This is a genomic window from Curtobacterium sp. 9128, from assembly GCF_007673775.1.
GTDB lineage: Bacteria > Actinomycetota > Actinomycetes > Actinomycetales > Microbacteriaceae > Curtobacterium.
Genome location: NZ_VEAF01000003.1, coordinates 482544 through 508234 on the forward strand (window position 1 = coordinate 482544; position 25691 = coordinate 508234).

Consider the following 25691-nt stretch of genomic DNA (forward strand, 5'->3'; position numbering starts at 1 on the left):
CTCGGGTCCTCAGCCCTTCCGCCCCTGGGTCGCGACGCCCTCGATGAAGTACCGCTGCCCGAAGGCGAAGAGCAGCAGCATCGGGATCGTCACGACGAGCGACGCGACCATGACGAACTGGTAGTCCCCGTGGCCGCCGTTCGTCGGTGAGAACTTCGTCATCGCGTACGCGATCCCGAGCGGCACGGTGTACCCGTCGGTGCTGCCGCCGTTGAGGTAGATCAGGGCTCCCTGCAGGTTGTTCCACGATGCCTGGAACTCGAACAGGAACACGATGATGAACGACGGGATCGACAGCGGCATCGCGATGCGCCAGAACAGGCCCCAGTAGCTCGCCCCGTCGATGCGTGCCGCCTCGAACAGCTCCCGCGGCAGCCCGAGGAAGAACTGCCGCTGCAGGAAGATGTAGAACGCCGAGCCGAACAGGTTCGCGCCGAAGAGCGGGACCCACGTGCCGAGCAGCCCGGTCTCCTTCCAGATCAGGTACTGCGGCACCATCGTCACGGCGGTGGGCAGCATCATCGTCGCGAGCACCAGGCCGAACAGGAACGAGCGGCCGGGGAACTTGAAGTACGCGAACCCGAACGCGACCACCGAGCTCGACACCGCGACGAAGCCGGCCGCGAGGATCGCGATGGCCAGGCTGTTGCCGATCCAGGACAGCAGCGGCAGCTGGTCCCAGACAGTCACCCAGTTGCTCGGCAGGAACGTGTGCGGGATGAGGGAGTTGTCGAACACCTGGCCGCGCGGCTTGAAGCTCGCGGAGAGCAGCCACGCGAACGGGTAGAGGAACCCGCAGGCGAACAGGATCGTGACGATCCAGAGGACCGCCTTGCCGATGAGCGAGGTGGGCCGGTACCAGCGCCGAGGACGGCCGCGGGGTTCGGACCGGGTCGACTCGGGCGCGGCGACCACGCTGGCCGCGGCGGGGGAGTTGGTCTGCGTCACGGACATCAGTGGTCACTCTCGTAGTAGACGAACCGGTTCCCGAACCGCACCTGCACCGCGGTGATCACGAGGATGATCACGAAGAGCAGCCACGCCATGGCCGACGCGAACCCGAAGTTGAACTGGCGGAAGGCCTGCTGGAACAGGTAGACGGCGTAGAAGAGCGAGGCCTCCGGCGAGGCGTTCGTCTGGTCTCTCCAGAACAGGAGGTACGCCTGGTCGAACACCTGGAACGCGGCGATCGTCAGGACGATGACGTTGAAGAAGATCGCCCCGGAGATCATCGGGACCGTGATGGCGAAGAACTGTCGGACCTTGCCGGCGCCGTCGATCGACGCCACCTCGTACAGGTCGCGCGGAACGTTCTTCAACGCCGCGAGGAAGATCACCATCGTGCCGCTGACACCCCACAGCGTCATGAGCACGATCGACGGCTTCACCCACGACGGGTCGTTGAGCCACTGCGGGCCGTCGATGCCGATGAGCGCCAGACCACGGTTGATCGCGCCGGTGTTGCCGTTGAGCAGGAGCAGGAACACCGACGCCGTGGCGACCGACGGCGTCATCTTCGGCAGGTAGTAGAGGGTCCGGAAGACGCCGGCACCCCGGCCGATGCGCGCCAGCAGCATCGCGAGTCCGAGCGCCACGACGATCTCGAGCGGCACGGCCATCACGGCGTAGAACAGCGTGTTGCCGAGGGAGAGCATGACCTTCGGGTCCTGCAGGAGCCCGGCGTAGTTGCTGAAGCCGGCCGGCGTGCTCGTGTTCGTCGCGAGGTTGTAGTTGCTGAACGAGATCACCAGGCTGTAGATCATCGAGCCCAGGGTGAAGACGAGGAAGCCGATCAGCCAGGGGGTGATGAAGAGGTACCCGGCCATCGCCTCGCGCCGGTTGTACTTGATCTTCGGCCGTCGCTGCCGCGGAGCGCGGGCGACGCGGCCCGCTCGGGCATCGACGCCGGGGGTGCCCGACGTGCTGAGCGGCGTTCCCGCTCTGGAGGTCGTCGTCATTGCCGTCCCTTCGGGTCCCGCTCGTGTCACGGCAGTGTGCACCAGTCGGTTGTGGCATCGTTACCACAACGGAGTCTACGAGCGCTCCACACCCGCCGCAAGACCCGTTCTCCGCCGCACGAGCGGTCTGCGCTCGACCATACGCGGTCTCCTCACGTTCGACGCGCGGCCCGCGACCTGGGAAGATTCCCACATGCGTGATCGCCGAACGGTCCACCGCGTCACCCTCAAGGACGTCGCGGTCGCCGCCGGCGTCTCCCAGTCCACCACCTCGCGCGCACTGAGTGGCGAGGGGTACGTCGCCGCCGGGGTGCGCGAGCGCGTGGCCGCCGTCGCCGAGGAGCTCGGGTACGTGCCGCACGCGATGGCGCGGTCGCTCCGCACCCAGAGCAGCCGCGTGATCGGCGTACTCGTGTCGGATCTGCAGAACTCGTTCTACGCGGACCTGGCGGCGGGCATCTCCGCACGGGCACGTGAACTCGGGTACACGATGATGCTCGTCGACGACCGCGGCGACGGGGACGAGGAGCTCGCCGCCGCCCACGCCTTCGTCGCCACCCGTGTCGCCGGCGTGGTCCTCACCCCGCTCTCCGGTACCGCGACCAGCTGGCTCGTGGGGCAGCGGATCCCGGTGGTCGAAGCCGACCGACGCTTCTGCCCGGACCTCTGCGACGCCGTCATCATCGACAACGCGGCCGCGGCACAGCGCATCACGGACCACCTCATCGCCATCGGCCACCGCCGCATCGCGCTCGTGCTCGACGAGTCCGAGTGGACGACCGGCGCGCAGCGGGCCGAGGGGTACGCGGCAGCGCTGGAGGCCGCCGGGATCGAGACCGATCCCGGCCTGCGCATCGTCGGCGGATGGGACGTCGACCAGGCGCGGGGTGCGGCCGTGAACGCCCTGGCCGGCCGTGACCGACCGACCGCGGTGTTCGCCGTCAACAACGTGCTCGCCGAGGGGGTCTGGCGCGCGGCCGGTGACCTCGGCCTGCGGATGCCGGAGGACCTCTCGATGGTGTCGTTCGACGACGCCCAGTGGATGTCGATGGTGACACCCGGGGTGACCGCGATCGCACAGGACGCCGTCGCCTTGGGGCGGACGGCGGTCGACCGGCTGGTCTCCCGCCTCGAGGACCCCGAGGCACCCGTCACGACGGACGTCCTCGCTGCGCAGATCCGGCCACGCGGGTCAACGGGGGCGCCGCCGACGGACTGACGGCGCGTCCGGACCCGACGGCGGACGGGAGGCGCGGTGCCGGCCCCCACCGTGCCTCCCGTCCGGACCCGGCTGGGCCGGGAGGCGCGGCGCCGGCTCGCACCGTGCCTCCCGTCCGGTGGGTCATGCGATGGCGAGCGCCTCCGTCGGCGTGCCGCCGCCGAGGGTCCCGGGCACCGGGACGATCGCGTGGGTGCGGGACGACTCGTACGCGGCGAGGATGATCCCGAGCACCGCGATGCCCTCCTCCTCGGTCTGCACCGGACGCGAGCCCTCGCTGATCGCGGTGGCGAAGTGCCGGATCTCCGCCGCGAACTCGTGCACCGGTTCGAACGTCGAGGTCTCCGGCTCGCCACCCCGGCGGGTGAGCTGCAGGGTCGTGCCGTCGCTGTACAGGGATCCGAGCTCGCCGACGACGCTGAAGCGCTCGGTGTTCGGCGTCGCCTGGTACGCCCAGCTCGTCACGATGCTGCCCACGACCCCGTTGTCGAAGCGGACCAGGACCTGCGCCGAGTCCTCACCCTCCATGAACCCGAGGCGGTGTCGGCTGAGCATCGCCGTGACCTCGACCGGGCGGGCGCCGGCCAGGTGCATGAGCAGGTACGTCGGGTGGTAGCCCGTGTCGATGAGCTCGCCGCCGCCGCTCGTGCGGGCATCCGCGCGCCAGCCCATCGACTCCGGGGTGAAGTCGTTGAAGAAGCTGTCGGTGGTCCGGACCTCGTAGACGTCGCCGAGCACCCCCTCGGTGATGAGGCGGCGCGCCTCGGCGACCGCCGGCAGGAACAGCTGGTTGTGTGCGCACATCACCGTGATGCCGGTCTCCGCGACGACCTCGCTGATCGTCGTCGCCTCGTCCTCGGTGAGGCACAGCGGCTTCTCGCAGAGCACGTGCTTGCCGGCCCGCGCCGCGGCGACGATCGCCTCGGCGTGCAGGTGGTGTGGCAGACAGATGTCGACGGCGTCGATGTCCGCCTCGGCGAGCATCTGACGGTAGTCCGCGTACACGGCGGCACCGCTGTCTGCCGCGCGACGTTCTGCGGCGTCCTGGACGGGGTCCGCGACGGCCGCGAGGGTGACGACGTCGGCGTTCTCGCGGTACCCGGCGACGTGGGCGCCGGCGATGCCGCCGGCTCCGATGAGGCCGACGCGGACGGGTGTGGAGGTCATGGTGGTGATCAGCTCTTCTCGTTGATGGTGGTCATGGTGGTCGTGGTCGGTGCGGTCGTTGTGCGCGGTCATGCCGGCACCGCGTGCTCGACGGAGCGGGAGGTGTCGGCGGCGTCGTTCGCCGCGGTGACGAACGCCGTCAGGTCCACGGCGCGCTGCAGGTGGTCGGCGTCGCGCTCGCCGGAGCGGATCCGGTGGACCCATGCGGCGAAGGGCGTCGGGCCGGGCTGCGGCAGCGCCAGCTCGGTCCAGCTGTCGGCGTCGAAGGCCGGGCCCTTCGCCAGGAGACGTTCGCCGCCGAAGCCGTACAGCAGGGAACCCTCCGTACCGCGCAGTTCGAACGCGAACGCCCCGGGGACGGTCACGAAGGACGCCTCGGCGACGCCGATCGCGCCGTCCCGGTACGTCGCGGTGACGACGGCGTTGTCCTCGACCGCATGACCGGAGCGGTGGGTGTAGGCGGCGACGACCCGCTCTGGGTGGGCACCGAGGAACCGCTGCACGAGGTAGACCGGGTGGCACCCGAGGTCGGTGAGGGCGCCGCCGACGGCGTCCTCCGGCACGGCGAACCGCTCCGGCAGCCACCCGGCGAGCCAGCCGTCGTGTGCCATCCGGAAGCGTGCGTACGTCAACGCACCGAGGCGTCCGGCGTGGACGGCGTCGAGCGCGGCCAGGGTGGTGGACTCGGTGAGACGGGGCAGCGACACCACGAGGGCCAGCGCGGCTGCACTCGCACTCCGCACGAGTTCCTCGGACTGCTCGACCGTGGGTGCGAGCAGCTTCTCGGTGAAGACGTGCTTGCCGGCACGGAGGGCCCTGCCGATGACGTCCGGGTGCTGCGTCGTCTCGGTGGTGACGACGACCGCGTCGACGTCGGTCTGCGCGAGCAGGGCGTCGAGGTCCTCGGCCGCGGGGACGCCGAGCGTCGCCGCCGCGGTGTTCCGGCGCTCCGGGTCGGCGTCCCACACCGCGACGAGCTCGGTGTCGGGATGCTCGGCGACCTCGCGGGCGTAGTCGGGTGCGTGGACGTGCCACCACCCGAGGAGCGCGACTCGGATCAGGGGCTGGAGGTGGTCGCCGTCGCTGGACGTGGCAGACATGGGGTGGTGTTCTCCTCGGCGGTGAGGGAGTCGGCCGGCGCTCCGGTCGGAGCGTGTGGATCACGACTCTGGGATCGTTCTTCGGTGGGTTCCACGGCACGGTATCCCCTGCTTCTCGAGGAGCGCCACTTCTTCTCGGGGTTTTTCTGGCATCGATCCCACAGCGATGTCGGGCGATGGCGCGGTGCTCTGTTCGGCGGGGGTGGGGCGTTCCGGTGGGAGCGTCACGTGGCAGGTCAGGCGGAGTGTTCGGCGGGGGTGGGGAGGTCCGTTGGGAGCGTCACGTGGCGGGTCAGGAGGAGTGGTCGGCGGGGGTGCGGCGTTCCGGTGGCAGCGTCAGGTGGCGGGTCAGGAGGAGGTCGACCGCGGCGTCGAAGAGCGCGAGGCCACCCGGCGCGAGGAGCCAGGGTGCCAGGCCGTCGTCGGACAGGAAGAACAGCACGCGGTCCGCCGGAGCCCGGACCCCGTCGACGAGCGGTAAGCCAGCGGAGTGCAGGGCGATGACCGCTTCGTGCTCCTCGGCGGTACGCGCGACGACGTCGGCCCCCGGTACCGGACGCGTCCACGTCACCTTGCCCGGTCCGCGGTGCACCCGCACCGTCCCCGAGGCACCGGCGGCGAGCGGATGCTCGGCATCGACCACCTGGACGTGCTCCCGAGCGAGGGCGACCTGCGAACGGTCGGTGAGCGCGAGGGTCTGGAGCCGAGCCCACGCCAGCATCGGCACCGCAGCGTGCGCCAGGAACCGCGCCGCCTGGGCGGTGGCACCGTCCCCGACGATCACGAGGTCGGCGGATGCGACGCGCTCGGCGTCGTCCTCGGGTGTGCTGGTGAGGTGCACGGCGTTCCCGCGAGCGGTGAGTCGCTCGGCGAGGTCGCGGTCGCCGGGCCGCGGGTTCGCGCCGACGACGAGCACGACGTCACGTGTTGTCGGTCCGGGGACGTCCTTGGCGCCCGCGCGGGCCAGCACGGCACGCACGAACGGCGGGACGACGCCGCGGAGGACGTTCGGGAAGTGGTCCTCACTGCGGGCGAGAGCATCGGCCACGAGTCGTCTGTCGGCCCCGGAGGCGCGGTGTGCGTGGCACTCGGCCACGAGGTCGCAGGCGAGCAGCCCGGCCCGCGCGGTGTCCCGAGCCGCGGCGGTCCAGGGCTCCAGCGCGGTGCGGAGCGGTGTGGCTCGCGCGCCGGGCGTCGAGGGGGACGCGCGGGCGTCGTCCACGAGTGCCGTGAGTGCGGAGCGGAGCCGGTCGGTCGCCACCGCGTCGCCCTCGAGCGCCGCCGAGCAGAGGCCGTCGAGCGTCGCGCTCTGCGGTGCGGACGGCGGCCATGCCGAGCAGGCGTCGACGAGCGCGGCGACGGTGTCGGCGTCGGGGCCGGCCACCAGGTGCAGGGCGCGACGTGCTGCGTCGTCGGGGTCGTACCCGGCGGGGTCCCACGCCCAGTCGGCGACGGTCGCCAGGGCCAGTCGGGACGGTACGGCCTCGACCATCGGGTTCGCGCAGATCCCGACGAGGGCCGACCCGGCGAGGTCCGACGGTCGCCCCCGGAGGGGCCCGAGGAAGAGCCGGCTGCGGTCGAAGTCGTTCACCGGGAAGTTGTCCCAGAGCACGAGTCGACGCCGGTACGAGGTGGCGGCAGCGTCGACGTCGGCGCGGGAGATCGAGCCGACCACGATGTCCGGTCCCGTCCACAGCACCTCGGCGTCGATCGGGAGGGTCTCGGCGAATCCGTCGCGGTAGGGCGACTCCGCGGTGCCCGCGTAGTCGGTCGGGCACACCAGGAGTGGCCCCGGGATGCCCGCGGGTCCGAGGAAGTCGGTGACGAACCGGGCGGCGGCGGCGCCGTGCGCTCGACCGGTCGCCCGCTCGTCCGTCCCGTGGTGGCGTCGGTCGGCCTCGTGCTGCAGCGTGGACGGGACGTCGTCGAACAGGAGCGCGAACGACGTGACCCCGGCGCTCCGGACCTGCTCGCACTTCCGCGCCAGCGCACGGTGGTCGGCGTCGTCGACGAAGCACATGGAGAGCGCCGGGGAGACCGCGTAGGTGAAGACGACGCCGTGCGCGGCCGCCACGCGGGCGAGCTCACCGATGCGGGCGAGCTCGTCCGGCGGGTACGGCTCGCGCCATCGTTCGCGGTGGTGGAGGTCGTCCTTCGGGGCGTAGACGTACTCGGTGAAGCCGACCTGCAGCGCGAAGGCGAAGAAGTCGAGCCGTTCGCGGTGGGACCACGGAGGGCCGTAGAAGCCCTCGACCACGCCGCGTCGGGCCAGTGTGGGCGCATCGGTGACGGTCATCGGCGGGATCGCTCGTCCGTCGGTGCGCAGAGCACTCAGCACCTGGCTGGCACGGCGGAGCCCGGCAGCGTCGACGACGTCGATCCGCACCGAGCGGTTCGCCTGGGCCGGCCCGATCCGGACCGTCGATCGACCGCGTCCGCGGACGTCCTCCGGCCGCGGGGCAGAGGCCGGATCCTCGGCGTCGACCGCGGCGAGCGCCGCCGACGCCGCGGCGACGGCAGCATCGCACGTCGCCTGGTCGAGCGGCCCCGAGGGTCCGTCTTCGACGACCACCGCGCCCGGGCGCGGCAGGAGCGTGTCGAGCCCGGAGCTGCTCACGCCGGCGCCCCGGACGCCGGAGCACGGAGGACCTCGAGTCCAGCCGCGCGCAGCGGGCCGACCTGGTCGTCGGTGGCGTCGGCGTCGGTCACCAGGACGTCGACGAGGTCCAGCGGACCGACGCGGATCGGGGCGCGGGCGGCGAACTTCGCATGGTCGGCGAGCAGGACGCACCGTTCGGCTCCGGCGGCCATGGCCCGTTTGACGTCGGCGTCCACGTCGACGGCGCAGAGCACCCCGGCGGGGGTGACCGCGGTCGCGGACAGCACCGCGACGTCGAGTGCCAGCGTCTCGAGTGCCGCTCGGGTCGCCGACCCGCCGAAGGCGCGGGTGCGCGGGTGGTACTCGCCCCCGAGCGCGACCACGGGGAGGTCGCCGCGCTCGATGGCCGCGGCGATGACCGGCGCCGAGTGGCTGACGACCGTGGTGCCTGCCGGGAGGAAGGCCACGATCGGAGCGACGGTCGTGCCGGCGTCGAGGGCGACCACGGGTTCCGGTCCGGTGAGTCGGAGCAGGACGTCGGCGGCGAGTTCCGCGATCGACTGCTTCGCGACGGTCGCACTCGCGTCACGGTCCTCGAACGCCTCGCCGCTCAGGGTCCGGCTCGCCCCACCGACCACCCGGCGCGCGAGCCCCTCGAGGTCGAGCTGCCGGAGGTCGCGGCGGATCGTCATCTCGGACACGCCGAACTCCTCCGCGGCGACGGCGGACGCGACGTACCCGTCGGACTCCAGACGTCGTAGGAGTTCGAGGCGTCGCGCGGGGGCTTCGGTGTAACGCATGACGGAATCCTCCCCAGTCCGTCCGGAGGATGTCAAGGAGTGAACATTTCCTTGACATGATGTCCGAGAACGGACAAACATGGCCGGCATGAACGTGGTCCGAGGTGCTTCCGCCGTCACGGGCGACGTCGTCCGTGACACGTTCGTCGGGGTCGACATCGGCACGACGAACACGAAGGTCGCGCTGGTCGACGACCGCGGCGCGCTGCTCCGGACCACCTCCTTCCCCACCCCCGACGTCCTGCCGACCCTGCTGGCCGCGGTCGACCGTGCCATGCGCCCTCTCGTCGACGGCCTCGCGCGCCCGCCCCGTGCGCTCGGCATCGCGAGCATGGCCGAGACCGGCACCGGTCTCGACGCCCGGGGCGACCCGGTCCTCCCGCTCGTGCGGTGGGACCGCCGTCGTCGGGACCTCGAGCGCGGCGGTGGCGACCCCCTCGTCCACGGGCTCGGCACGGACGAGCTCCACCGGGCCACCGGACTCGCACCGACGGCGAAGGCGCCGCTGGCGATGTGGTCTCGGCTCCGCGTCGAGCACCCCGAGGCATGGCGGCGGATGCAGCGCTGGGTCGGTGTCGCGGACGCGCTCGTCCGACACCTGACAGGGGAAGCGGTCACCGACCACACGCTCGCGCTCCGGACCATGGCGGTACGGCTCCCGCCCGCGCACACCCCGACGCCGCGCACCTGGGACGTCGACCTGCTCGCGGCCGTCGGGCTGGCCCCGGACCACCTGGCGAGGATCGCCGGACCGGACGACCCGGCGGTGTCGATCGACGCCACCGCCGCCGCGCGGTGCGGCCTCGCAACCGGGACCCCCGTCGTCGTCGCCGGGCACGACCACGTCGTGGCCACGTGGGCGGCCGGCGTCCGGGGCCCGGGGAGGGCCGTCGTGTCCGTCGGCACGTCGGAGGCCCTCGTCCGGTGTTCGGGACCGGACGCCGTCGACCGCGAGCGGGTGCTCGGCACGGGCATGAGCATCGGCCGCTCGGTGGACGGTGACCGCGAGACGCTGCTGGCGGGCGCGCCCAGTGCCGGAGCGATGGCGTCGTGGCTCGCCGAGGTCACCGGCGAGGACGGCCGATCGCTCCTGGCCGCACCCGCGTGCTCGGCCGACGGCGTCCTGGTCGCGCCCTACCCCGACGGTCGGCAGACCCCCGAACCCGATCCGGCTGCGGTCGTGCGGGTCCTCCGCGCGGACGACCCGGTCAGGGCGCTCGCCGGTCGCCCGCGTCCGGACGACGTCGATCCTCGGTCGCTGCCCGCGGACGTCCTCGCGCGAGCGGTGGTGGACGGCCTCGCCGCGCACCTCGCATGGATGGACCGGGAACACCGTGCACTCCTCGACGTCCCGGACGGCGCCGGTCCGGTGCTCCTGGTCGGCGGCGCCGCTGCCGCGAACCGCGCGTGGGCCCGTGCCCGCGCCGTCGTTCTGGGCGTGCCGGTCGAGCCGGTCGTCTGCCGGGAGCCGGTCGCCGCCGGTGCCGCCCTCCTCGCCGCCGTGCGGACCGGAGCGATCGACCCGGCATCGGTCCTCGACGGCGTCCCCGGAACCCGCGGTGCCGGAGCCGCTCACCTCGACGGGGCGTCCGCCTCCGCCGCTGCACTCCCCGACGGAAGGAACCCGGCATGACCGACACCACGACACCGGTCGGTGCGCCGACACTCGACGCGCTGGCACGACCGAGTGGGACGCTCGCGATGGTCGCGATGGACCAGCGCGACAGCCTCAGGACGATGTTCGCCGCCGCGGGCGCCGGCCGGGTGGGCGACGACGTCCTGCGCGCCTTCAAGCGCGACGTCGCCGTCGAGCTGGGCGACACCGCGTCCGGGTTCCTCATCGATCGTCACCTCGCCTTCGACGACGTCCGTTCGGTGCTCCCGGCGCGGACCGGGCTCGTCCTCGCCGCCGACGACCTCACACAGGACCCCGGCGGTCCGGTCGAGGAGACCGCACTCGACGAGGTCGTCCTCGCTGCGGACGCCGACCTCGGGGGCGTGTCGGCGTTCAAGCTCCTGGTGATCTGGCGACGGGACGCCCGTCGCGCCGAACGGGCCACGATGGCGGAGCGGTTCGTCCGGGCAGCACGGGAGCGCGGGGTGCTCTCGGTGCTCGAACCCGTCGTCCGTGCCACCCCGGCCGAGCTCGACGCCGGCACCTGGGACCAGGACGCCGCCGTGCGGGAGGCCGCCGCCGAACTGTCGCCGCTCGGTCCCGACCTCCTGAAGGTGCAGGTACCACTCGACGGTCGTGGCACCGCCGACGAGCAACTGGCAGCGAGCCAGGACCTCGCGCGCGTGATCACCACCCCGTGGGTGGTGCTCAGCCAGGGGGTCGCCCAGGCGGACTTCGCCGGGGCGGTGACCGCCGCGAGCCGCGCCGGCGCGAGCGGCTTCCTCGCCGGCCGGGCGCTCTGGAGCGACGTCGTCGGCGCGGACGACGTCCCGCGGGCGCTCCACGAACGGTCACGTCCCCGGCTCGAGCACCTGGCCGCGATCGTGGACACCGACGCCCGTCCCTGGCGGCAGGCATGATCCGCGTCGGTCTGCTGCACACGGTGCCCGCGCTGGTGGAGCCGTTCGACCACGACGTCCGGGCGGCCGCACCCGGAGTCCAGACCGTGCACCTCGTCGACGCCACACTGCTCGCCGACGCCGTCGCGAACGGGGTCGACCGGGACCTCCGCGACCGGGTCGGACGCGCGGTGGACGCACTCGTCGCGACCGGTGTCGACGCGGTCCTCGCCACGTGTTCGTCGATCGGCGAGGCGGTCGACGCGGCTGCTGCTCAGGTCCGGGTGCCCGTCCTCCGGGTGGACGAGCCGATGGCCCACCGGGCGGTCGAGCTCGCCCGCGCCGAGGGCGCGTCCGGGCGGATCGTCGTCCTCGCCACCCTGACCGCGACGCTCGGTCCGACCGGCCGGCTCGTCGAGCGGGCCGTCCGAGCCGGGGCAGACCGGGCAGACGGGTCGGACGGAGCTCCGGTGTCGGTCGAGGCCGTCGTCGTCGCCGGCGCCGCCGACGCACGGGCCGCCGGGGACGCGTCGCGGTCCGACGCACTGGTCGGCGAGGCCGTCCGCGACGCCGCGGGGCGCGCCGACGTCGTCGTCCTCGCGCAGGCCTCGATGGCCGCCGGGGTGCCCGACGACGTCACGGTGCCCGTGCTGACCTCGCCGGCAGGCGGAGTCGCGGCGCTCGCCGAGGCCGTGCGGCCGAGTGCTCCGGGGGCGGCGTCGAGGGACCGCGCATGACGGACGACGACGTCCGTCTGTGGCCGGACTCCACGGCTCCGGGCCTGATCGCGGCGACGGACCCCGCCGCGGCGACGGACTTGACCGGGGCGACGGACCCGACCACCGCGCACGTGGTGGCCGTCCACCGCGACGGCGACACGCTCGTGCTCCGTGCGCCGGCGTGGTCCCTGACGATCCGTGACGCCGGCGAACGCTTCCGGTCCGCGCCCTCCGCGGTCCTGCGCGGCGCTGACGGACGGCGGTGGGCGGACCTCTGTCTCCTCGCGGGCGTCGACACGACCGGCGGGGCCGACGAGACGACCTCGGTCGGACTGCCGTCCGTCCGACCCGACGGCGACGGCGTGGTGCTCACCGTCGCGTGCGGGTCGTCGGTGTGGGGCCGTCGCAGCACGGTGCTCCGGTGTCGGCCGACGCACGTCGAGCTCACCGTCGAGGTCGAGGGCGGTCCGTCGGACGGTGGAGCCGTCACCGACGTGACGGTCCTCGGCGGCGAAGCCACCCTGCCGTCCGGGGCAGCAGGTGCCTTCCGGTCCGCCATGCGCTTCCGCGGCGTGTTCGTCCCCGCGGCGACCGAACCGGTCCGGCTCGTCCGACCCGCGGCCGTCCCGGCGGTCCTCGGCGTCGTCGGTGACGCGGCCCCCGGTCGACTGTCCGCGGTGTTCTCGCCGCCGCCCCTCGTCTACGGCCTCGTCCGAGCGGTCCCCGACGGTGCCACCGCGGTGCCCGGCGGTGACGCGCTCGGCATCGGCGTCCGCGCACCCGTCGCGGACCAGACGTTCACCGGGTTCCACCACGAGCCGCTCGACGGGGGCTTCCGGTTGCGGCTGGCCTACGAGGGGCACACGGTCGCGCGGGACGGCTGGCGGAGCCCGGTCGTGGTGCTCCGCCCCGCGAGCGACCCGTGGCAGGTGCTCGACGACCACCGTGCCGACCTGGTCGCCACCGGCTGTGCTCCCGACACGGCCCCGGCGCACCCTGACTGGTGGACCGAGCCGGTCTTCTGCGGCTGGGGTGCGCAGAGCGCCCGGTCCTCCGCGCTGCTCCGCCGCGCCGCGGTGGCGTCCGCACCGACAGACGACGCCGCGGTCGTCGTGCCGGAAGGGGACGAGGACGACGCCGACGTGGCGCGACTCGCGCCGACGTTCGCCCGTGCCGACGTCTACGACGGGTTCCTCGACCGCCTGCGCGAGCACGGCCTCCGTCCCGGGACGGTCGTCGTCGACGACCGGTGGCAGCGCGAGTACGGCACCGGTGTCGTCGACACGGACGCCTGGCCCGACCTCGGAGGCTGGGTCCGGACCCGCCACGACGCCGGTCAGCGGGTGCTGCTGTGGTGGAAGGCGTGGGACGTCGAGGGCCTGCCGGCCGCGGAGTGCGTCCGCGACCGGGACGGCCGACCGGTCAGCGTGGACCCGGGGTCGCCGGCGTACCGGGAACGGCTCACGGGGATCGTCCGGCACCTGCTCGGTCCGGACGGCATCGACGCCGACGGGTTCAAGGTCGACTTCACGCAGCGTGGCCCGTCCGGGACCACCCTGCGCGGCGGAGGTGGCTCGTGGGGGATCGCACTGCTGCACGAGCTGCTCCGGGTACTCGTCGACGCGGCGCGGTCGGTCAAGCCCGACGCGCTCGTCGTGACGCACACCGTGCACCCGGGTTTCGCGGACGTCACTTCGATGGTGCGGCTCAACGACGTCGCGAAGGACGACCCTGAGGGTCGCCCCGTCCCCGTCGTCGACCAGCTCGAGATGCGGCACGCGATCGTCAGGCGGACCTTGCCGCACCACCCGGTCGACACCGACCAGTGGCCGATGCCGAACCGGGCGGAATGGTTGCGGTACGTCGCCCGGCAGGGGGAACTCGGGGTCCCGGCGCTCTACTACCTCGAGTCGATCGACCGCTCGGGGGAGCCGATCGCGGACGCGGACCTCCGCGAGGTCGCTGCCACGTGGGAGCGGTACCGGACTCTCCGGTCGTCCGGTCGTGGGCGGTCGGCATGACCGGCGAGGAGGACCAGGGGCAGGCCTGGTCGACGGGGACGGTCCGGGGGCGGGTCCTGCCGGACGGCGTGACCGAGGTCGCCCGGGACGTCTACCGCGTCGAGGACACCGTCGCCGTCTACCTCGTCGTCGGGGACCGTGCTGCGGACGGCACCGCCGACGCCGTGACCGTGGACTTCGGTTCCGGTCGCGTGCTCGAGCACCTGGAGGCCCTCCGCGTGCGGCGCGTCACGGACGTCCTGATGACCCATCACCACCGCGACCAGGGACAGGGGCTGCCGAGCGCCGTGGAGCACGGAGCACGGGTGCACGTCCCGCCGGTCGAGGTCGACCTCTTCACGAGACCGGACGAACTCTGGGACGAGCGGAACCTCGACGACGACTACGACCTCCGCCAGGACCGCTTCTCGCTGCTCGAGCCCGTGCCCGTCGCCGACGTGCTGCCCGAGTACCGGTCGGCCGACTACGGCACGGTCCGGTTCCGGGTCCTGCCGACGCCTGGGCACACGGTCGGATCGGTGACGCTCCTGCACGAACGGGATGGTCGTCGGCTCGCCTTCACGGGGGACCTCGTGTCTGCGCCGGGGCAGGTCTGGTCGCTCGCGGCGACCCAGTGGAGCTACACCGGGGTCGAAGGGCCCGCGATGGTCGTCCTCAGCTGCATGCTGCTGCGCGACGAGGCACCCGACGTGCTGCTGCCCTCGCACGGGCTGCCGATGGCGGAGGCCGACGCGGCGCTCCGGCTGCTCGGTGCCCGCATGCAGGAGCTCGTCGACTCGCGTCGGGACCACCCGTGGGACCTCGAGAGCTGGCTGCGGCGCCCATGGACGCCCGTCTCGCCGCACCTGCTGGCGAACACGACGAGCCTGTCGTGCAGCTACGCCCTGCTCTCGGAGAACGGCGAGGCGCTGCTCGTCGACTACGGGTACGACGTCACCACCGGGGTCGTCCCGGGGACGGGACGGGCGACGAAGCGCCCCTGGTTGGCGTCCCTGTCGGCGCTCCGGGCGCAGTTCGGCGTCACCAAGGTCGCCGTGGCGCTCCCGACCCACCACCACGACGACCACGTCGCCGGGATGCCGCTCCTGCGCGCCGTCGAGGGCACCGAGGTGTGGGCGCCGGACACCGTGGCGCCGGTGCTCGCCGACCCCTGGCGCGAGGACCTCCCGTGCCAGTGGTTCGACCCCGTGCCGGTCGACCGCGTCCTGCCGGTCGGCGAGCCCTTCACGTGGAACGAGTACACGATCACGGTCCACGACCAGCCGGGGCACACGCTGTACCACGTCGCGTACGAGGTCGAGGTGGACGGGGTCCGCGTGCTGTTCACCGGGGACCAGCAGGAGAACGCCGGCGTACCAGGCGGCCGACCCGAGGTGCTCAACCACCAGTACCGGAACCGCTTCCGCCAGGGCGACTACGTCCGGAGCGCCGCGCTCTACCGACGCATCGCCCCCGACCTCCTGCTCAGCGGGCACTGGGCACCGCGTCGGGTCGACGAGCCGTTCCTCGACCTGCTGGCTGCCACCGCCGCCGCGCTCGACCGACGGCACGAGGCGCTCCTGCACGGCGTCCGCGACGGCTTCGAGCCGGGCCCGGAGGGCGTGGCCCGCATCGAGCCGTACCGTTCCCGGATCCCGATGGGGCAGACGGTCGATCTCCGGGTCGTCGTCCGGAACCCCCTGCCGGACCGCGCGCCGGTCTCGGTGCGCCCGGTCGTTCCTCCCGGCTGGACCGTCGACGTCCAGGAGGTGACGGCGACCGTCGGAGCCGGCGAGCAGTGCGTGCTCTCGTTCCGGGTCGTCCCGGCGGGGGCGCCGCGACGACGGGCGCGGGTCGCCGTGGACGTGACGATCGGGGCAGCGCGCTTCGGTCAGCTCGCCGACGCGGTGGTGACCGTCGTGTGACGGCGTTCCCAGAAGCAGGAGCACACCGTTGACCCGCCTCTCCGTCTTCCGTAGGATGAGGAACTGGAAACGATCCCACAACATCATCGCAAAGGGGCATGATGACTTCTCGCGGACGACCCGTCCTGGCGCTCGACATCGGTGGGACGAAGCTCGCCGTGGCCGTCGTGACCGACGACGGCCACACGCACGGCCTGCTCATCGAACCGACGCACCGCGAGTCCGGACCGGACGAGGTGATCCGCCACCTGTTCGACATGGGTCGGCGCGCGATCGCCACGGCGGGGGTCGACGAGGTGGCCGCCGTCGGCATCTCGTGCGGGGGTCCGCTCGACGCGGCCTCCGGGGTGCTCCTCGGCCCGCTGCACCTGCCCGGCTGGGACCACGTGCCGATCGTCTCGATGGTGGAGGACGCCTTCGGGGTGCCGGCCGTCCTCGGGAACGACGCCAGCGTCGGGGCGCTCGCCGAGTCCCGGTACGGCGCCGCCGTGGGTCGGTCCACCGTGCTCTACCTGACCGTCTCGACCGGCATCGGCGGTGGCGCCGTCATCGACGGGCACCTGCACCAGGGGGCCGCCGGCAACGGCGGCGAGTTCGGGCACGTCCTCGTGCGGAGTGACGGGCGACCGTGTCTCTGCGGGCGCCACGGGTGCCTCGAGGGGTACGCGTCCGGGGGCTCCATCGCCCGCCGTGCGCAGGAGGCGCTCGCCACGGGCGCGGACTCCTCGCTCGCGGCGCTCGAGACGGTCCGGGCCGAGGACGTCGTCGCGGCAGCCCAGGCCGGTGACCGGCTCGCCGGAGCGGTGTGGGACGAGACCGTCGAACTGCTCGCGGTGGCGGTGACCGACCTGGTCAACGTCTTCGAACCCGACGTCGTGGTGCTCGGCGGGGGTGTGACGCGCTCCGGCGACGCCCTCTTCGTCCCGCTCCGTGCTGCGGTCGACGGTGCGGCGATGCCACCCGCGGCGGCGGCCGTGCGGATCGAGCCGGCAGCGCTCGGTGACGCGGTGTGCGTCGTCGGGGCCGCGTGCATCGCATTCGACCTGCTCGACGGAGCGCCAGACGAAGCATCCTCGGTCCACGGAGCTCCAGACGAAGCACCCTCGGCCCACGGCACCGCCGCGTCCAGCCGGTCGTCGGTCTCCGATGCCTCGTCACGGCCGGTCGCCGTCCCGGCCCGCGGGGAGTCCACCCATGTCTGAGCGAAGCACCACGGGCACCACGACCCCGACCAGCACTGCGACCCCGACCGGCGGCTCGACCCCGACCGACCCCACGACGCACGACTGGATGACCGACGAACTCGACGACCACGTCCGGACCGCCCGCGCCACGGCAGCGCTCGTGCCCCGCGTCCGCGCCGTGGGCGAGCTGCTCTGCCGGACGTTCGCCAGCGGCGGCACGCTCTGGACCTTCGGCAACGGGGGCAGTGCCGCCGACGCGCAGCACCTCACCGGCGAGATCATCGGGCACTACCGCCGCGACCGCCGACCGCTCGGCGCCGTGACGCTGTCGACCGACCCCACGACGCTCACCTGCATCGCGAACGACTACGCCTACGACGTCGTCTTCGCCCGTCAGGTCCAGGCGCTCGCCCATCCGGGGGACGTCGTGGCCGCGTTCTCGACGAGCGGCGCCTCCGCGAACGTCGTCGCCGGGCTCGCGGCCGCCCGCGCGGCCGGTGCCACGACGGTGCTGTTCGCCGGCGGCGACGGCGGCCCAGCGCTCGAGCACGCCGACCACCGGCTGGTCGTGCCGTCGGAGGCGACCGCACGGATCCAGGAGATGCACACCTTCATGCTCCACGCCGTCTCGGAGATGGTGGACGCATGGGCAGACGGAGACGAGGACCACCGATGAGCACCGCCCCCGTGGCCAACGCGCCGAGCGGAACACAGCCCCGCGACCTCCCGGTGGCCCCGCGACCCGCGGCCACCCCCGACCGGACGATCCACATGGTCGGCAACGCGCACCTCGACCCGGTGTGGCTGTGGCCGTGGCAGGAGGGCTACCAGGAGGCCCGTGCCACGTTCTGGTCGGCGATCCACCGGATGGACGAGTACCCCGACTTCGTCTTCACGTGCGACCAGATGGTGCTGCTGTCGTGGGTCGAGGAGTCCGACCCCGAGCTGTTCCGCCGGATCCAGGAGCGCGTCGCCGAGGGCCGGTGGGTGAACACCGGCGGATGGTGGGTGGAGCCCGACTGCAACATGCCGATGGGGGAGAGCTTCGCTCGGCAGGGGCTCTACGGCCAGCGCTACCTGGCCTCGCGCTTCGGCATCACCGCGCGGACCGGCATGAACGTCGACCCGTTCGGGCACAACGCGATGCTGCCGCAGATCCTGCGGGGCCAGGGCATGCGCTCGTACGTCTTCCTGCGCCCCGGCCCGCACGAGAGCGACTTCGACGACACCCTGTTCCGCTGGCGCTCCCCGGACGGCTCCGAGGTGCTCGGGTACCGGATCCCCTACGAGTACGGCAGCCCGGCGGGGAGCGTCGACGGGCAGACCGACAAGTCCCTCGGGCAGGTCGACCGTTCCCTCGGCGACGTCATGGTGTTCTACGGCGTCGGCAACCACGGCGGCGGTCCGACGAAGGCGAACATCGAGTCGATCCACCGCTACGACCGGATGGGGTCCTTCGGGCGGCTCGTGATGTCGACGCCGGACACCTACTTCGACGAGGTGGAGGCGCGGGGCGCTCGGCACCGGGACGGCCTGTCGGTGGTCAGCACCGACCTGCAGCACCACGCGCCGGGCTGCTACTCCGCGCACAGCGGCATCAAGGCGTGGCAGAAGCGGGCGCAGTACGCACTGCTCACCGCCGAGCGGTGGGCGGCCGTCGTCGCCCTGCACGACGGGGTGCCGTACCCGCGCGCGGAGTTCGAGCGAGCCTGGAAGCAGGTGCTCTTCAACCAGTTCCACGACGTGCTGCCCGGCTCGGCGATCGAGACCGCCTACGACGACGCCCGCGACCAGCTCGGCGAGGCGGTGGCGGTGGCGAAGCGCATCACCGTGCAGGCGCACAACGTCATCGCCCGTCAGGTCGACGTCCCCGTCGAGGACGGCACCCAGCCGGTCCTGGTGTTCAACCAGCACCCGTGGCCCGTGTCGACCGACGTCGAGCTGCAGTTCGGTGCACAGCGCGCCGGCGTGCACGTGGTGGACGGCGAGGGCCGCGCGGTCGTGCACCAGCGGACGCAGTCGGTCGCGACGACGGACGACGTCAGCCGTGGTGCCCTCGTGTTCCGCGCCGACGTGCCGCCGCTCGGCTACCGCCTGTACCGCCTCCGTCCCGGCCCGGCACCGGCACCGGCGCCGGCCCGGGGCCGCTGGAGCACCGCCGCGCCGGAGCGCCTGACCGCGACCGAGCACCTGCTCGAGAACGAGCACCTCACGGTCCGCATCGACCCGACGACCGGCTCGGTCGTCTCGCTCGTCGACCGCGCCACCGGGGTCGACGTGATGCGTGGTGTCGACGGTCGGACGCACACGCAGGTCTGCGCCGACCCGACGGACACCTGGGGGCACCGCGTCGTGTCCTACGCCTGGCCGGGCGAGCCGATGGAGCTCCGGCGCATCGTCGTCCGCGAGTCCGGTCCGCTCCGCGCCCGGGTCCGGGTCGAACGGACCTGGAACCGGTCCCTGCTCGTCGAGGAGCTCGTGCTCGACCACGACGCACGCACCCTCCGCATCGACGTGACGCTCGACTGGCGTGAGCAGGCGCACCTCATGAAGCTGCGGTTCCCGACCGCGCTCACCGACCCGCACGCGACGTACGAGATCCCGTACGGCGACGAGCCCCGGCCGGTCGACGGTGCCGAGGAACCGGCGCAGTCGTGGGTCGACCTCTCCGGGACGGTCGACGGCGTGCCCGCCGGGCTCACCGTCATCACGACGAACAAGCACGGGTACGACGTGTCCGACGGACCCCAGCCGTCCATCGGCGTGACCGCCGTCCGCAGCCCGGTGTACTCGTGGCACGACCCCCGACTGCTCGACCCGGACGGCATCTACACGTACCAGGACCAGGGCGTCCAGCGGTTCGCCGTCGAGCTCGCCCCGCACGGCGGGGACCGCCGCGAGGTCGAACCGACCCGCCGGGCGACCCTGCTCGGATCGCCGGTGCGCGCGATGCTCGAGTCGTTCCACGGCGGCGCGCTCGGCGATCGACACGCGTTCGTCGACGACGGCGGGGGTGTCCTCGTCACCGCCGTGAAGGGCAGTGAGGACCCGTCACCGGACGCCGCGTCCGGTGGCGCCGACCTCGTCGTGCGGGCCGTGGAGATCCGTGGCGAACACACTCGCGCACGCATCGCGCTGCCGATCGTGGACCGGGTGCTCGAGGAGGACTTCGGTCCCCACCGCATCCGGACCTTCCGGGTGCCGCGGGATCCGGACCGTCCCGTGGTCGAGGTCGACCTCGTCGAGTGGCCGGTGCAGGCGGGCGCCGACGCCCCGGACGCGCACCCGCAGCAGGGTGGGGTGGATCCCGTCGGAGCGGCTCCCGAACCGGCGGCCGAGGCCGCTGCGTCGAGCGGCACCGATCCGTCGGACTGACCGGCTGCCCGTCGGACTGCCCGGCGGACTGACCGGCTACCCGGCGGACTGACCGGCTACCCGGCGGACTGACCGGCTACCCGGCGGACTGACCGGCTGCCCGGCGGTCGTCGGCGATCCGGACTGGAGGCACGGTGCGGCTCCGTCAGACCGGCGGCAGCCCGCCCCACCGCCAGTGCTCCAGGTCGTTGGTCAGTCGCGCCAGGTACTCGGGCGGTCCGGCCTCCACGAACCAGAGCCACAGCTCCGCGGCGTGGACCGGCATCCAGGCGCGCACGACCTCGGGGTCCGCGCCGTACGCGGCCACGAGGGCATCTGCCGCTCCCGGGTCGTCGCGGTCCGCTGCCCAGGCGATCCGTGCGAGCTCGCGCAGCGGGTCTCCGGCGATCGCGGCCTCCCAGTCGAGGACGGCCGTCACCACGCCGTCGACCGCGAGCAGATTCCCGTCAGTCCAGTCGCCGTGGCAGAACACCGGTCGTCCCGCCGCGGGCACCGAGGTCGGCAGGGGTGGACCGCCGGCCGCGTGGTACCGCCGCAGCGTCGCGGTGTCGTCCGGCGCACTCGGCAGTCCGGAGGGCGGGGGCATCCGGTGCAGCTGCCGGAGGAGCGCCATCGACGCGACCAGCCCGGCGCGGCGCGGACCGCGCTCGAGTTCGTCGAGTCGCCCACCGGGCATCAGGGTCTCGTGGAGCACCCCCGGCGCCTCGTCGACGAGCTCCGGCACCGGCAGGCCGGACTCCGCGAGCGCCCGCAGCGCGGTGACCTCGGTGTCGTGTCGGTGCAGGTCACGCATCCGCTTCTCGACCAGCGTGCGTCCGTCGCGCTCGACCACGCGCACCTGGCCGACGGCCCCCTGACGGAGGGCCGTCGGGGCGGCACGACGACGGCGGGCGGCGGCGACCTCCTGGTCGTCCGCCGCCCGCCTGGCGGGTCGGGTCACCCCTTGCCCTGGGTCGCCTTGTCGTACGCCTGCATCGCTGCCGACTGCGCGTCGGACAGCGCCTTCTGCGGGGTCTTGTCACCGAGGAGCGACGAGGTGATCGCGTTCTGCAGCTCGGTCTGGATCTGCTGGCCGGCAGGCGAGGCGCCGACCGACTTCCCCTGACCGACGATGTCGTAGTACGTGCTGATGGTCGTGTCGAAGCCGGTGTTGCCGGTCGACTTCACGTACTTCTCGCGGATCGCCTTGTCGGCTGCGGGCGAGCCCGTGAACAGGCCCGTGTTCACCGCGCCCGGCGTCTTCTGGAGCGTCTTCGCACGGGCGGCACCGGCGGCGAGCCAGGCCTTCTCGCTCGTGAGGTTGAGCATCCAGTCACAGGCCGCGCTCGGGTTCTTGGCGTTCGCCGGGATGACGAAGGCCGTGCCCGACGCCGCCGTGAAGGGCTGCCCGGCCGAGTCGCGGAAGGGCACGGCGGAGATGTCGATCTTGTCGATGTACGGGCTCAGCACGTTGACGTACCACTGGGCGTTCACCTGCGCGCCGACCTGGTCCTTCACGTACTGGTTGTCGTCGCCGAAGGAGTCGAACGCGTCGGTGAAGCTCTTCATCTTCGCCCAGCCACCCTGCGCGTCGACGATCTTCTGGAGCACCTGGATGGCCTTGACGTTGGCGGAGTCGTCGAGCGTGGGCTTGCCGCCCGACCCGACGAGCTTGCCGCCGAACGCCAGCATCCAGAGCGGCGCCTGTCCGGTGGCGGCCGGGTCGAAGCCGAGCACGCTCGGGTTCCCGCCGGAGGTCTTGTACATCTTCTTGATCGCCTCGACCATCTGGTCGGGCTTCGAGGTGTCCATGTCGGCGTCGGTGACCCCGGCCGCCTTCATCACGCGCTCGTTGAGGATGATCGCCGGCGGCTGGTAGAACTGCGGCACCGCCCACACGTCGCCCTTGTACGAGATGTTGTCGATGACGGCGGGGTAGTAGTTCGTCTTGGGGTCGACGTCGTACGTGGAGTAGCACTTGTCCAGCGGCATGATGAGCCCCTGCGCGGCGTAGGTCGCGACGAAGTTGCTGTCCATCTGCACCACGTCGGGGACGTTGCCGCTCGCGACACGGGTGGTGAACTTCTGGGCGTCGAACGTGGTCTGGTCGATCTTGATGTCCACCCCCTTGAGCTGGCTCTTCGCGTAGTCGAGTCGGGAGGTGCCGACGTCGTCGGCGTTGTCGAAGCCCCAGGCGTTGAGCGTGCCGGAGGGGTCCTTCGAGAACGAGGCGTCCTTGCTGCTCGCGGTCCCACCGGAGCTGCACGCGGTCAGGGCGACCAGGGAGGCCGTGACGGTGAACGCGAGGAGCGCCGCCTGTCGTTTCTTCATTGAACGATCCCTTCGAGAGGTCCGCGGCGTGCGTCGTTGCCGGTCGCGGGGTCCGGTCCCACCGCCGACGACGGCGACTGGGAACCTTTCCACACCGGAATCTAGGCCACCCTCCCGGTGCCCCGCAAGGGGGACACCGACTCCGTTGTCCGACCGTGACTCATGACGGTGCGCATCCTGGACGGAGTCGTTGTGCCGGAGGCCGAGCACTCCCTAGGCTGGCTTGTGGTAACGATGCCACAGGAGGAACCCGTGACCGCTGTCCGCCGCGTCCACCTCGTCCCGCACACCCACCATGATGTCGGCTACACGAACAGTCCGCGCATCGTGGACGCGATGCATGCGCGGATCGTCACCAGGGTCCTCGACCTCGTCGACGCCGACACCGCCGGCGACGACGCACCCGATGCCTTCCGCTGGACCTTCGAGGTCGCGCGGCCGGTGCTCTCCTGGCTGCGGACCGCGGGTGACGCCGACGTCGAGCGACTGCGCGACCAGGTGGCCCGGGGACGCATCGCGGTCACGGGTGGCTACCTCAACATGACGCAGCTGCCGTCCGCGAGCGAGTTCGACGCCGCGTACGAGCTGCTCGACCGGGTCCGCGAGCTCGGGATCCCGGTCCGCACCGAGCAGCACGGCGACGTCAACGGCATCGCGTGGGGCGTCGTGCCGGCCATGCGTCGCGCCGGGCTCGGGCGGCTGCTCATGGCGCTCAACCCCGACCACGGCCGCCCGCCGGCGCAGCAGCCGACCGGCGCGTGGTGGCGCGGACCGGGGGACCAGGAGGTCTTCGTCTGGCTGTCGACCCACTACGGGCTCGGCGAGGAGTGGGGCATCGTCGACGGCGACGTCGAGTCCGCCGATCGCCGGATCAGCGACCACCTCGCCCGACTGGCCGACCGCGAGGACCTGCCCTTCACATCGACGATCGTGCACGCGGGCAACGACAACCGTTGGCCGACCGCGGTCTTCCGGACGGTCGTCCGCGCCTGGAACGCCCGCCACCCGGACGTCCCGATGCGCGTGTCGACGGTCGACCAGGCGCTCGACGACCTCGAGGCGCAGGCACGGGCGGCGGGGGACCGCGTCCCGGTGTTCCGCGGCGAGTGGGCAGACTGGTGGGCGCACGGCCACGGCTCGACGGCCCGCGACGTCGCCGCCTACCGCGAGGCCGGCACGTTCCTGGCACAGGGGGCCGCGACACTCGCACTCGACGCGCTGCGTGCCCACGACCCCGCGGAGACCGAGGACGGCCCTGCCCTGGCGACGGTGCTCGGGTACCGGCGCGGTCCGGTCCGGCTGCGCAGCGACGACGAGGTGCGCACCGACCTGGCGCAGGTCGACGAGCAGCTCCTGCTGTTCGGGGAGCACACGTGGGGGTCGTGGGAGACCTACTCGAAGCCCGACTCGACGTTCAACCGTTCGCACGCCAACGCCTCCGCGGGCAACGCCTACGCGGCGTACGACCTGGCACGGGACCTGGCGGTCGAGGGGTGGTACCGGCTCGCGACGCGTGGGACGGATGAGCCGGCACCCGCGGCGACGCCAGCTGCGACGGACCTGGTCGTCGTCAACCCGACCGAGACGCACCGTGCGGAGCCCGTCGAGACCGAGGTCGACGGCGGCCGGCGCGTCCGCGCCGTCGTCGCCGTCCCGCCCTTCGCGACCGTCGTGGTGCCGCTCCCGGCGGACGCGACCGCGGTCGAGCCGGCCACCGCTCCGGACACCGCCGGACAGGAGGCTCGGCTCACCGTCGACGGAACGGTGGCGGTCCTCGACACGGCGCGGTGGCACCTGGAGGTGGACGCTGCCCGCGGTGGGGTCGTCTCGTTGCTGCACCGAGCCTCCCGTCGGGAACTCGTCGACCTGCGTCGCGGATTCGGCCTGGGTGCCGTCGTCACCGAGTCGCCGGAGGCGGGCAGCACCCACCCGATGCTCACCGTCGACCCGAAGCGGTTCCGTCCGGAGGACCCGGGGCCCCGCTTCGTACAGACGGCCGCGGTCGGGGCCGAGCAGCCGACCATGCGCCGCGGTGCGGGGTGGACCAGCGTGACCTGGCGGACGTGGGCGGTCACGGTCCCCGCCGTCGAGACCACGATCACGGTGCACGACGACGTCGACATGGTCGACCTGTCGGTGACGATGCACAAGCCGTACCGGCGCGGACCGGAGAGCGTCTTCGTGGCCTTCCCCTGGCGCGTCGACGGGCCTCGCTTCCTCGTCGAGACCGCCGGTGCGGTGTTCGTGGCCGACGCCGAGCAGCTGCCGGACACCTCCCGCGACTGGTACTCGGTGCAGCACGCCGTCGGGGTGGTCGGCGAGGACGGCAGCGGCGTGCTCTGGACCACGCGGGACGTCCCGCTCGTGCAGCTCGGCGGGTTCCACACCGGGCAGTGGGCGGAGCGGCTCGACGTCCAGGACGGCCTCGTCGCGAGCTGGGTCGCGGACACCCTGCACTTCACGAACTTCCAGCCGGGCCAGGACGCGTCGGGGACCTACCGGTACCGTTTCGCCCCGCGCGACGGCATCGACGCGGTCGCCGTCGCGCGGGCCGGCCGCGACGCCGCACTGCCGCTCGCCGCCCGCGCGCTGCCGCCGGGGACGGCTCGGCCGGGTGGGACCGGCGTGACGGTCACCGTGCTCGAGGGTGATCCGGACGCGGTCCTCGTCGCGCTGCGTCCGGTGGGGGACGCCGTCCGAGCCCGGGTGCGGAACGTCGGCGTCGACGCGGTGGTCGTGCGCGTGCAGGCTCCGGGTGGATCGGGGAGCGTGCGGGTCGAGCCCGCGGATGCGGGGGACGTGCTCCTGCCGGCCTGACGGC

General features: G+C 72.8%; 18 protein-coding genes. 10 read left to right on the plus strand and 8 right to left on the minus strand.

The annotated features are described in order from the left end of the window. Positions 1 to 9: 9 nt before the first annotated feature. Positions 10 to 954 (minus strand): carbohydrate ABC transporter permease, encoded by a 945-nt coding sequence (locus FS641_RS08520; RefSeq protein ID WP_144762726.1) that lies wholly within the window; start codon positions 952 to 954, stop codon positions 10 to 12. After that, positions 954 to 1958, minus strand: coding sequence for a carbohydrate ABC transporter permease (locus tag FS641_RS08525; protein ID WP_144762728.1), 1005 nt, complete (start codon positions 1956 to 1958; stop codon positions 954 to 956). Before FS641_RS08525 ends, FS641_RS08520 begins: the two co-directional genes overlap by 1 nt. 193 nt (positions 1959 to 2151) lie before the next feature. Here FS641_RS08525 and FS641_RS08530 point away from each other — a divergent pair, with 193 nt between their 5' ends. Further along, entirely contained in the window at positions 2152 to 3177 is a 1026-nt protein-coding gene (locus FS641_RS08530) for a LacI family DNA-binding transcriptional regulator (RefSeq protein WP_144762730.1), read from the plus strand. A 123-nt stretch (positions 3178 to 3300) separates the two neighbouring features. Here the strand turns inward: FS641_RS08530 and FS641_RS08535 are convergent, their stop codons facing one another. The 4 genes from FS641_RS08535 to FS641_RS08550 form a co-directional block, all read right to left on the minus strand. Continuing rightward, the gene (locus FS641_RS08535) at positions 3301 to 4344 is read right to left on the minus strand and encodes a Gfo/Idh/MocA family protein (RefSeq protein ID WP_144762923.1); all 1044 of its coding nucleotides are present in this window, start codon (positions 4342 to 4344) and stop codon (positions 3301 to 3303) included. Between the two features lie 68 nt (positions 4345 to 4412). Next, positions 4413 to 5444, minus strand: coding sequence for a Gfo/Idh/MocA family protein (locus FS641_RS08540; protein WP_144762732.1), 1032 nt, complete (start codon positions 5442 to 5444; stop codon positions 4413 to 4415). Between the two features lie 292 nt (positions 5445 to 5736). Then, complete coding sequence (locus FS641_RS08545) at positions 5737 to 8061, minus strand: protein O-GlcNAcase (protein WP_260855746.1); 2325 nt, start codon at positions 8059 to 8061, stop codon at positions 5737 to 5739. Beyond that, positions 8058 to 8843: a DeoR/GlpR family DNA-binding transcription regulator gene (locus FS641_RS08550; protein WP_186317656.1), complete on the minus strand. Its 786-nt coding sequence runs from the start codon at positions 8841 to 8843 to the stop codon at positions 8058 to 8060. The genes FS641_RS08545 and FS641_RS08550 overlap by 4 nt, the downstream gene beginning before the upstream one ends. A gap of 88 nt (positions 8844 to 8931) precedes the next feature. Between FS641_RS08550 and FS641_RS08555 the strand changes: the two genes are divergently transcribed. From FS641_RS08555 to FS641_RS08590, 8 genes are all read left to right on the plus strand, one after another. Then, positions 8932 to 10476 carry an L-fuculokinase gene (locus FS641_RS08555; protein ID WP_186317657.1) on the plus strand — a complete coding sequence of 515 codons (1545 nt, stop codon included), beginning with the start codon at positions 8932 to 8934 and terminating at the stop codon, positions 10474 to 10476. Continuing rightward, complete coding sequence (locus FS641_RS08560; protein WP_144762738.1) at positions 10473 to 11378, plus strand: hypothetical protein; 906 nt, start codon at positions 10473 to 10475, stop codon at positions 11376 to 11378. The genes FS641_RS08555 and FS641_RS08560 overlap by 4 nt, the downstream gene beginning before the upstream one ends. Further along, entirely contained in the window at positions 11375 to 12094 is a 720-nt protein-coding gene (locus tag FS641_RS08565) for an aspartate/glutamate racemase family protein (protein ID WP_144762740.1), read from the plus strand. The genes FS641_RS08560 and FS641_RS08565 overlap by 4 nt, the downstream gene beginning before the upstream one ends. Beyond that, on the plus strand, positions 12091 to 14097 hold the full coding sequence (locus FS641_RS08570) for a hypothetical protein (protein ID WP_260855747.1): 2007 nt from the start codon (positions 12091 to 12093) through the stop codon (positions 14095 to 14097). Before FS641_RS08565 ends, FS641_RS08570 begins: the two co-directional genes overlap by 4 nt. Next, positions 14094 to 16001 (plus strand): MBL fold metallo-hydrolase, encoded by a 1908-nt coding sequence (locus FS641_RS08575; RefSeq protein ID WP_144762742.1) that lies wholly within the window; start codon positions 14094 to 14096, stop codon positions 15999 to 16001. Before FS641_RS08570 ends, FS641_RS08575 begins: the two co-directional genes overlap by 4 nt. 101 nt (positions 16002 to 16102) lie before the next feature. Next, entirely contained in the window at positions 16103 to 17203 is a 1101-nt protein-coding gene (locus FS641_RS08580) for an ROK family protein (protein ID WP_260855748.1), read from the plus strand. Then, positions 17196 to 17861 carry an SIS domain-containing protein gene (locus tag FS641_RS08585; protein WP_222122072.1) on the plus strand — a complete coding sequence of 222 codons (666 nt, stop codon included), beginning with the start codon at positions 17196 to 17198 and terminating at the stop codon, positions 17859 to 17861. Before FS641_RS08580 ends, FS641_RS08585 begins: the two co-directional genes overlap by 8 nt. Beyond that, positions 17858 to 20560: an alpha-mannosidase gene (locus FS641_RS08590; protein WP_260855749.1), complete on the plus strand. Its 2703-nt coding sequence runs from the start codon at positions 17858 to 17860 to the stop codon at positions 20558 to 20560. Before FS641_RS08585 ends, FS641_RS08590 begins: the two co-directional genes overlap by 4 nt. 145 nt (positions 20561 to 20705) lie before the next feature. Here FS641_RS08590 and FS641_RS08595 read toward each other — a convergent pair whose 3' ends face one another. Together FS641_RS08595 and FS641_RS08600 are read right to left on the minus strand one after the other, a co-directional pair. After that, a complete protein-coding gene (locus FS641_RS08595; RefSeq protein WP_144762747.1) occupies positions 20706 to 21500 on the minus strand; it encodes a phosphotransferase in 795 nt (264 codons plus the stop codon). Further along, entirely contained in the window at positions 21497 to 22870 is a 1374-nt protein-coding gene (locus FS641_RS08600) for an ABC transporter substrate-binding protein (protein WP_144762749.1), read from the minus strand. Before FS641_RS08600 ends, FS641_RS08595 begins: the two co-directional genes overlap by 4 nt. Positions 22871 to 23122: 252 nt before the next feature. Between FS641_RS08600 and FS641_RS08605 the strand changes: the two genes are divergently transcribed. Further along, on the plus strand, positions 23123 to 25687 hold the full coding sequence (locus FS641_RS08605; RefSeq protein ID WP_144762751.1) for a hypothetical protein: 2565 nt from the start codon (positions 23123 to 23125) through the stop codon (positions 25685 to 25687). The last annotated feature ends 4 nt before the right edge of the window (positions 25688 to 25691 follow it).

Coding starts and splice junctions, on each gene's coding strand:
- FS641_RS08520 (WP_144762726.1), bottom strand. CDS start 954: ATGTCCGTGACGCAGACCAACTCCCCCGCCGCGGCCAGCGTGGTCGCC.
- FS641_RS08525 (WP_144762728.1), bottom strand. CDS start 1,958: ATGACGACGACCTCCAGAGCGGGAACGCCGCTCAGCACGTCGGGCACC.
- FS641_RS08530 (WP_144762730.1), top strand. CDS start 2,152: ATGCGTGATCGCCGAACGGTCCACCGCGTCACCCTCAAGGACGTCGCG.
- FS641_RS08535 (WP_144762923.1), bottom strand. CDS start 4,344: ATGACCTCCACACCCGTCCGCGTCGGCCTCATCGGAGCCGGCGGCATC.
- FS641_RS08540 (WP_144762732.1), bottom strand. CDS start 5,444: ATGTCTGCCACGTCCAGCGACGGCGACCACCTCCAGCCCCTGATCCGA.
- FS641_RS08550 (WP_186317656.1), bottom strand. CDS start 8,843: ATGCGTTACACCGAAGCCCCCGCGCGACGCCTCGAACTCCTACGACGT.
- FS641_RS08555 (WP_186317657.1), top strand. CDS start 8,932: ATGAACGTGGTCCGAGGTGCTTCCGCCGTCACGGGCGACGTCGTCCGT.
- FS641_RS08560 (WP_144762738.1), top strand. CDS start 10,473: ATGACCGACACCACGACACCGGTCGGTGCGCCGACACTCGACGCGCTG.
- FS641_RS08565 (WP_144762740.1), top strand. CDS start 11,375: ATGATCCGCGTCGGTCTGCTGCACACGGTGCCCGCGCTGGTGGAGCCG.
- FS641_RS08570 (WP_260855747.1), top strand. CDS start 12,091: ATGACGGACGACGACGTCCGTCTGTGGCCGGACTCCACGGCTCCGGGC.
- FS641_RS08575 (WP_144762742.1), top strand. CDS start 14,094: ATGACCGGCGAGGAGGACCAGGGGCAGGCCTGGTCGACGGGGACGGTC.
- FS641_RS08580 (WP_260855748.1), top strand. CDS start 16,103: ATGACTTCTCGCGGACGACCCGTCCTGGCGCTCGACATCGGTGGGACG.
- FS641_RS08585 (WP_222122072.1), top strand. CDS start 17,196: ATGTCTGAGCGAAGCACCACGGGCACCACGACCCCGACCAGCACTGCG.
- FS641_RS08590 (WP_260855749.1), top strand. CDS start 17,858: ATGAGCACCGCCCCCGTGGCCAACGCGCCGAGCGGAACACAGCCCCGC.
- FS641_RS08600 (WP_144762749.1), bottom strand. CDS start 22,870: ATGAAGAAACGACAGGCGGCGCTCCTCGCGTTCACCGTCACGGCCTCC.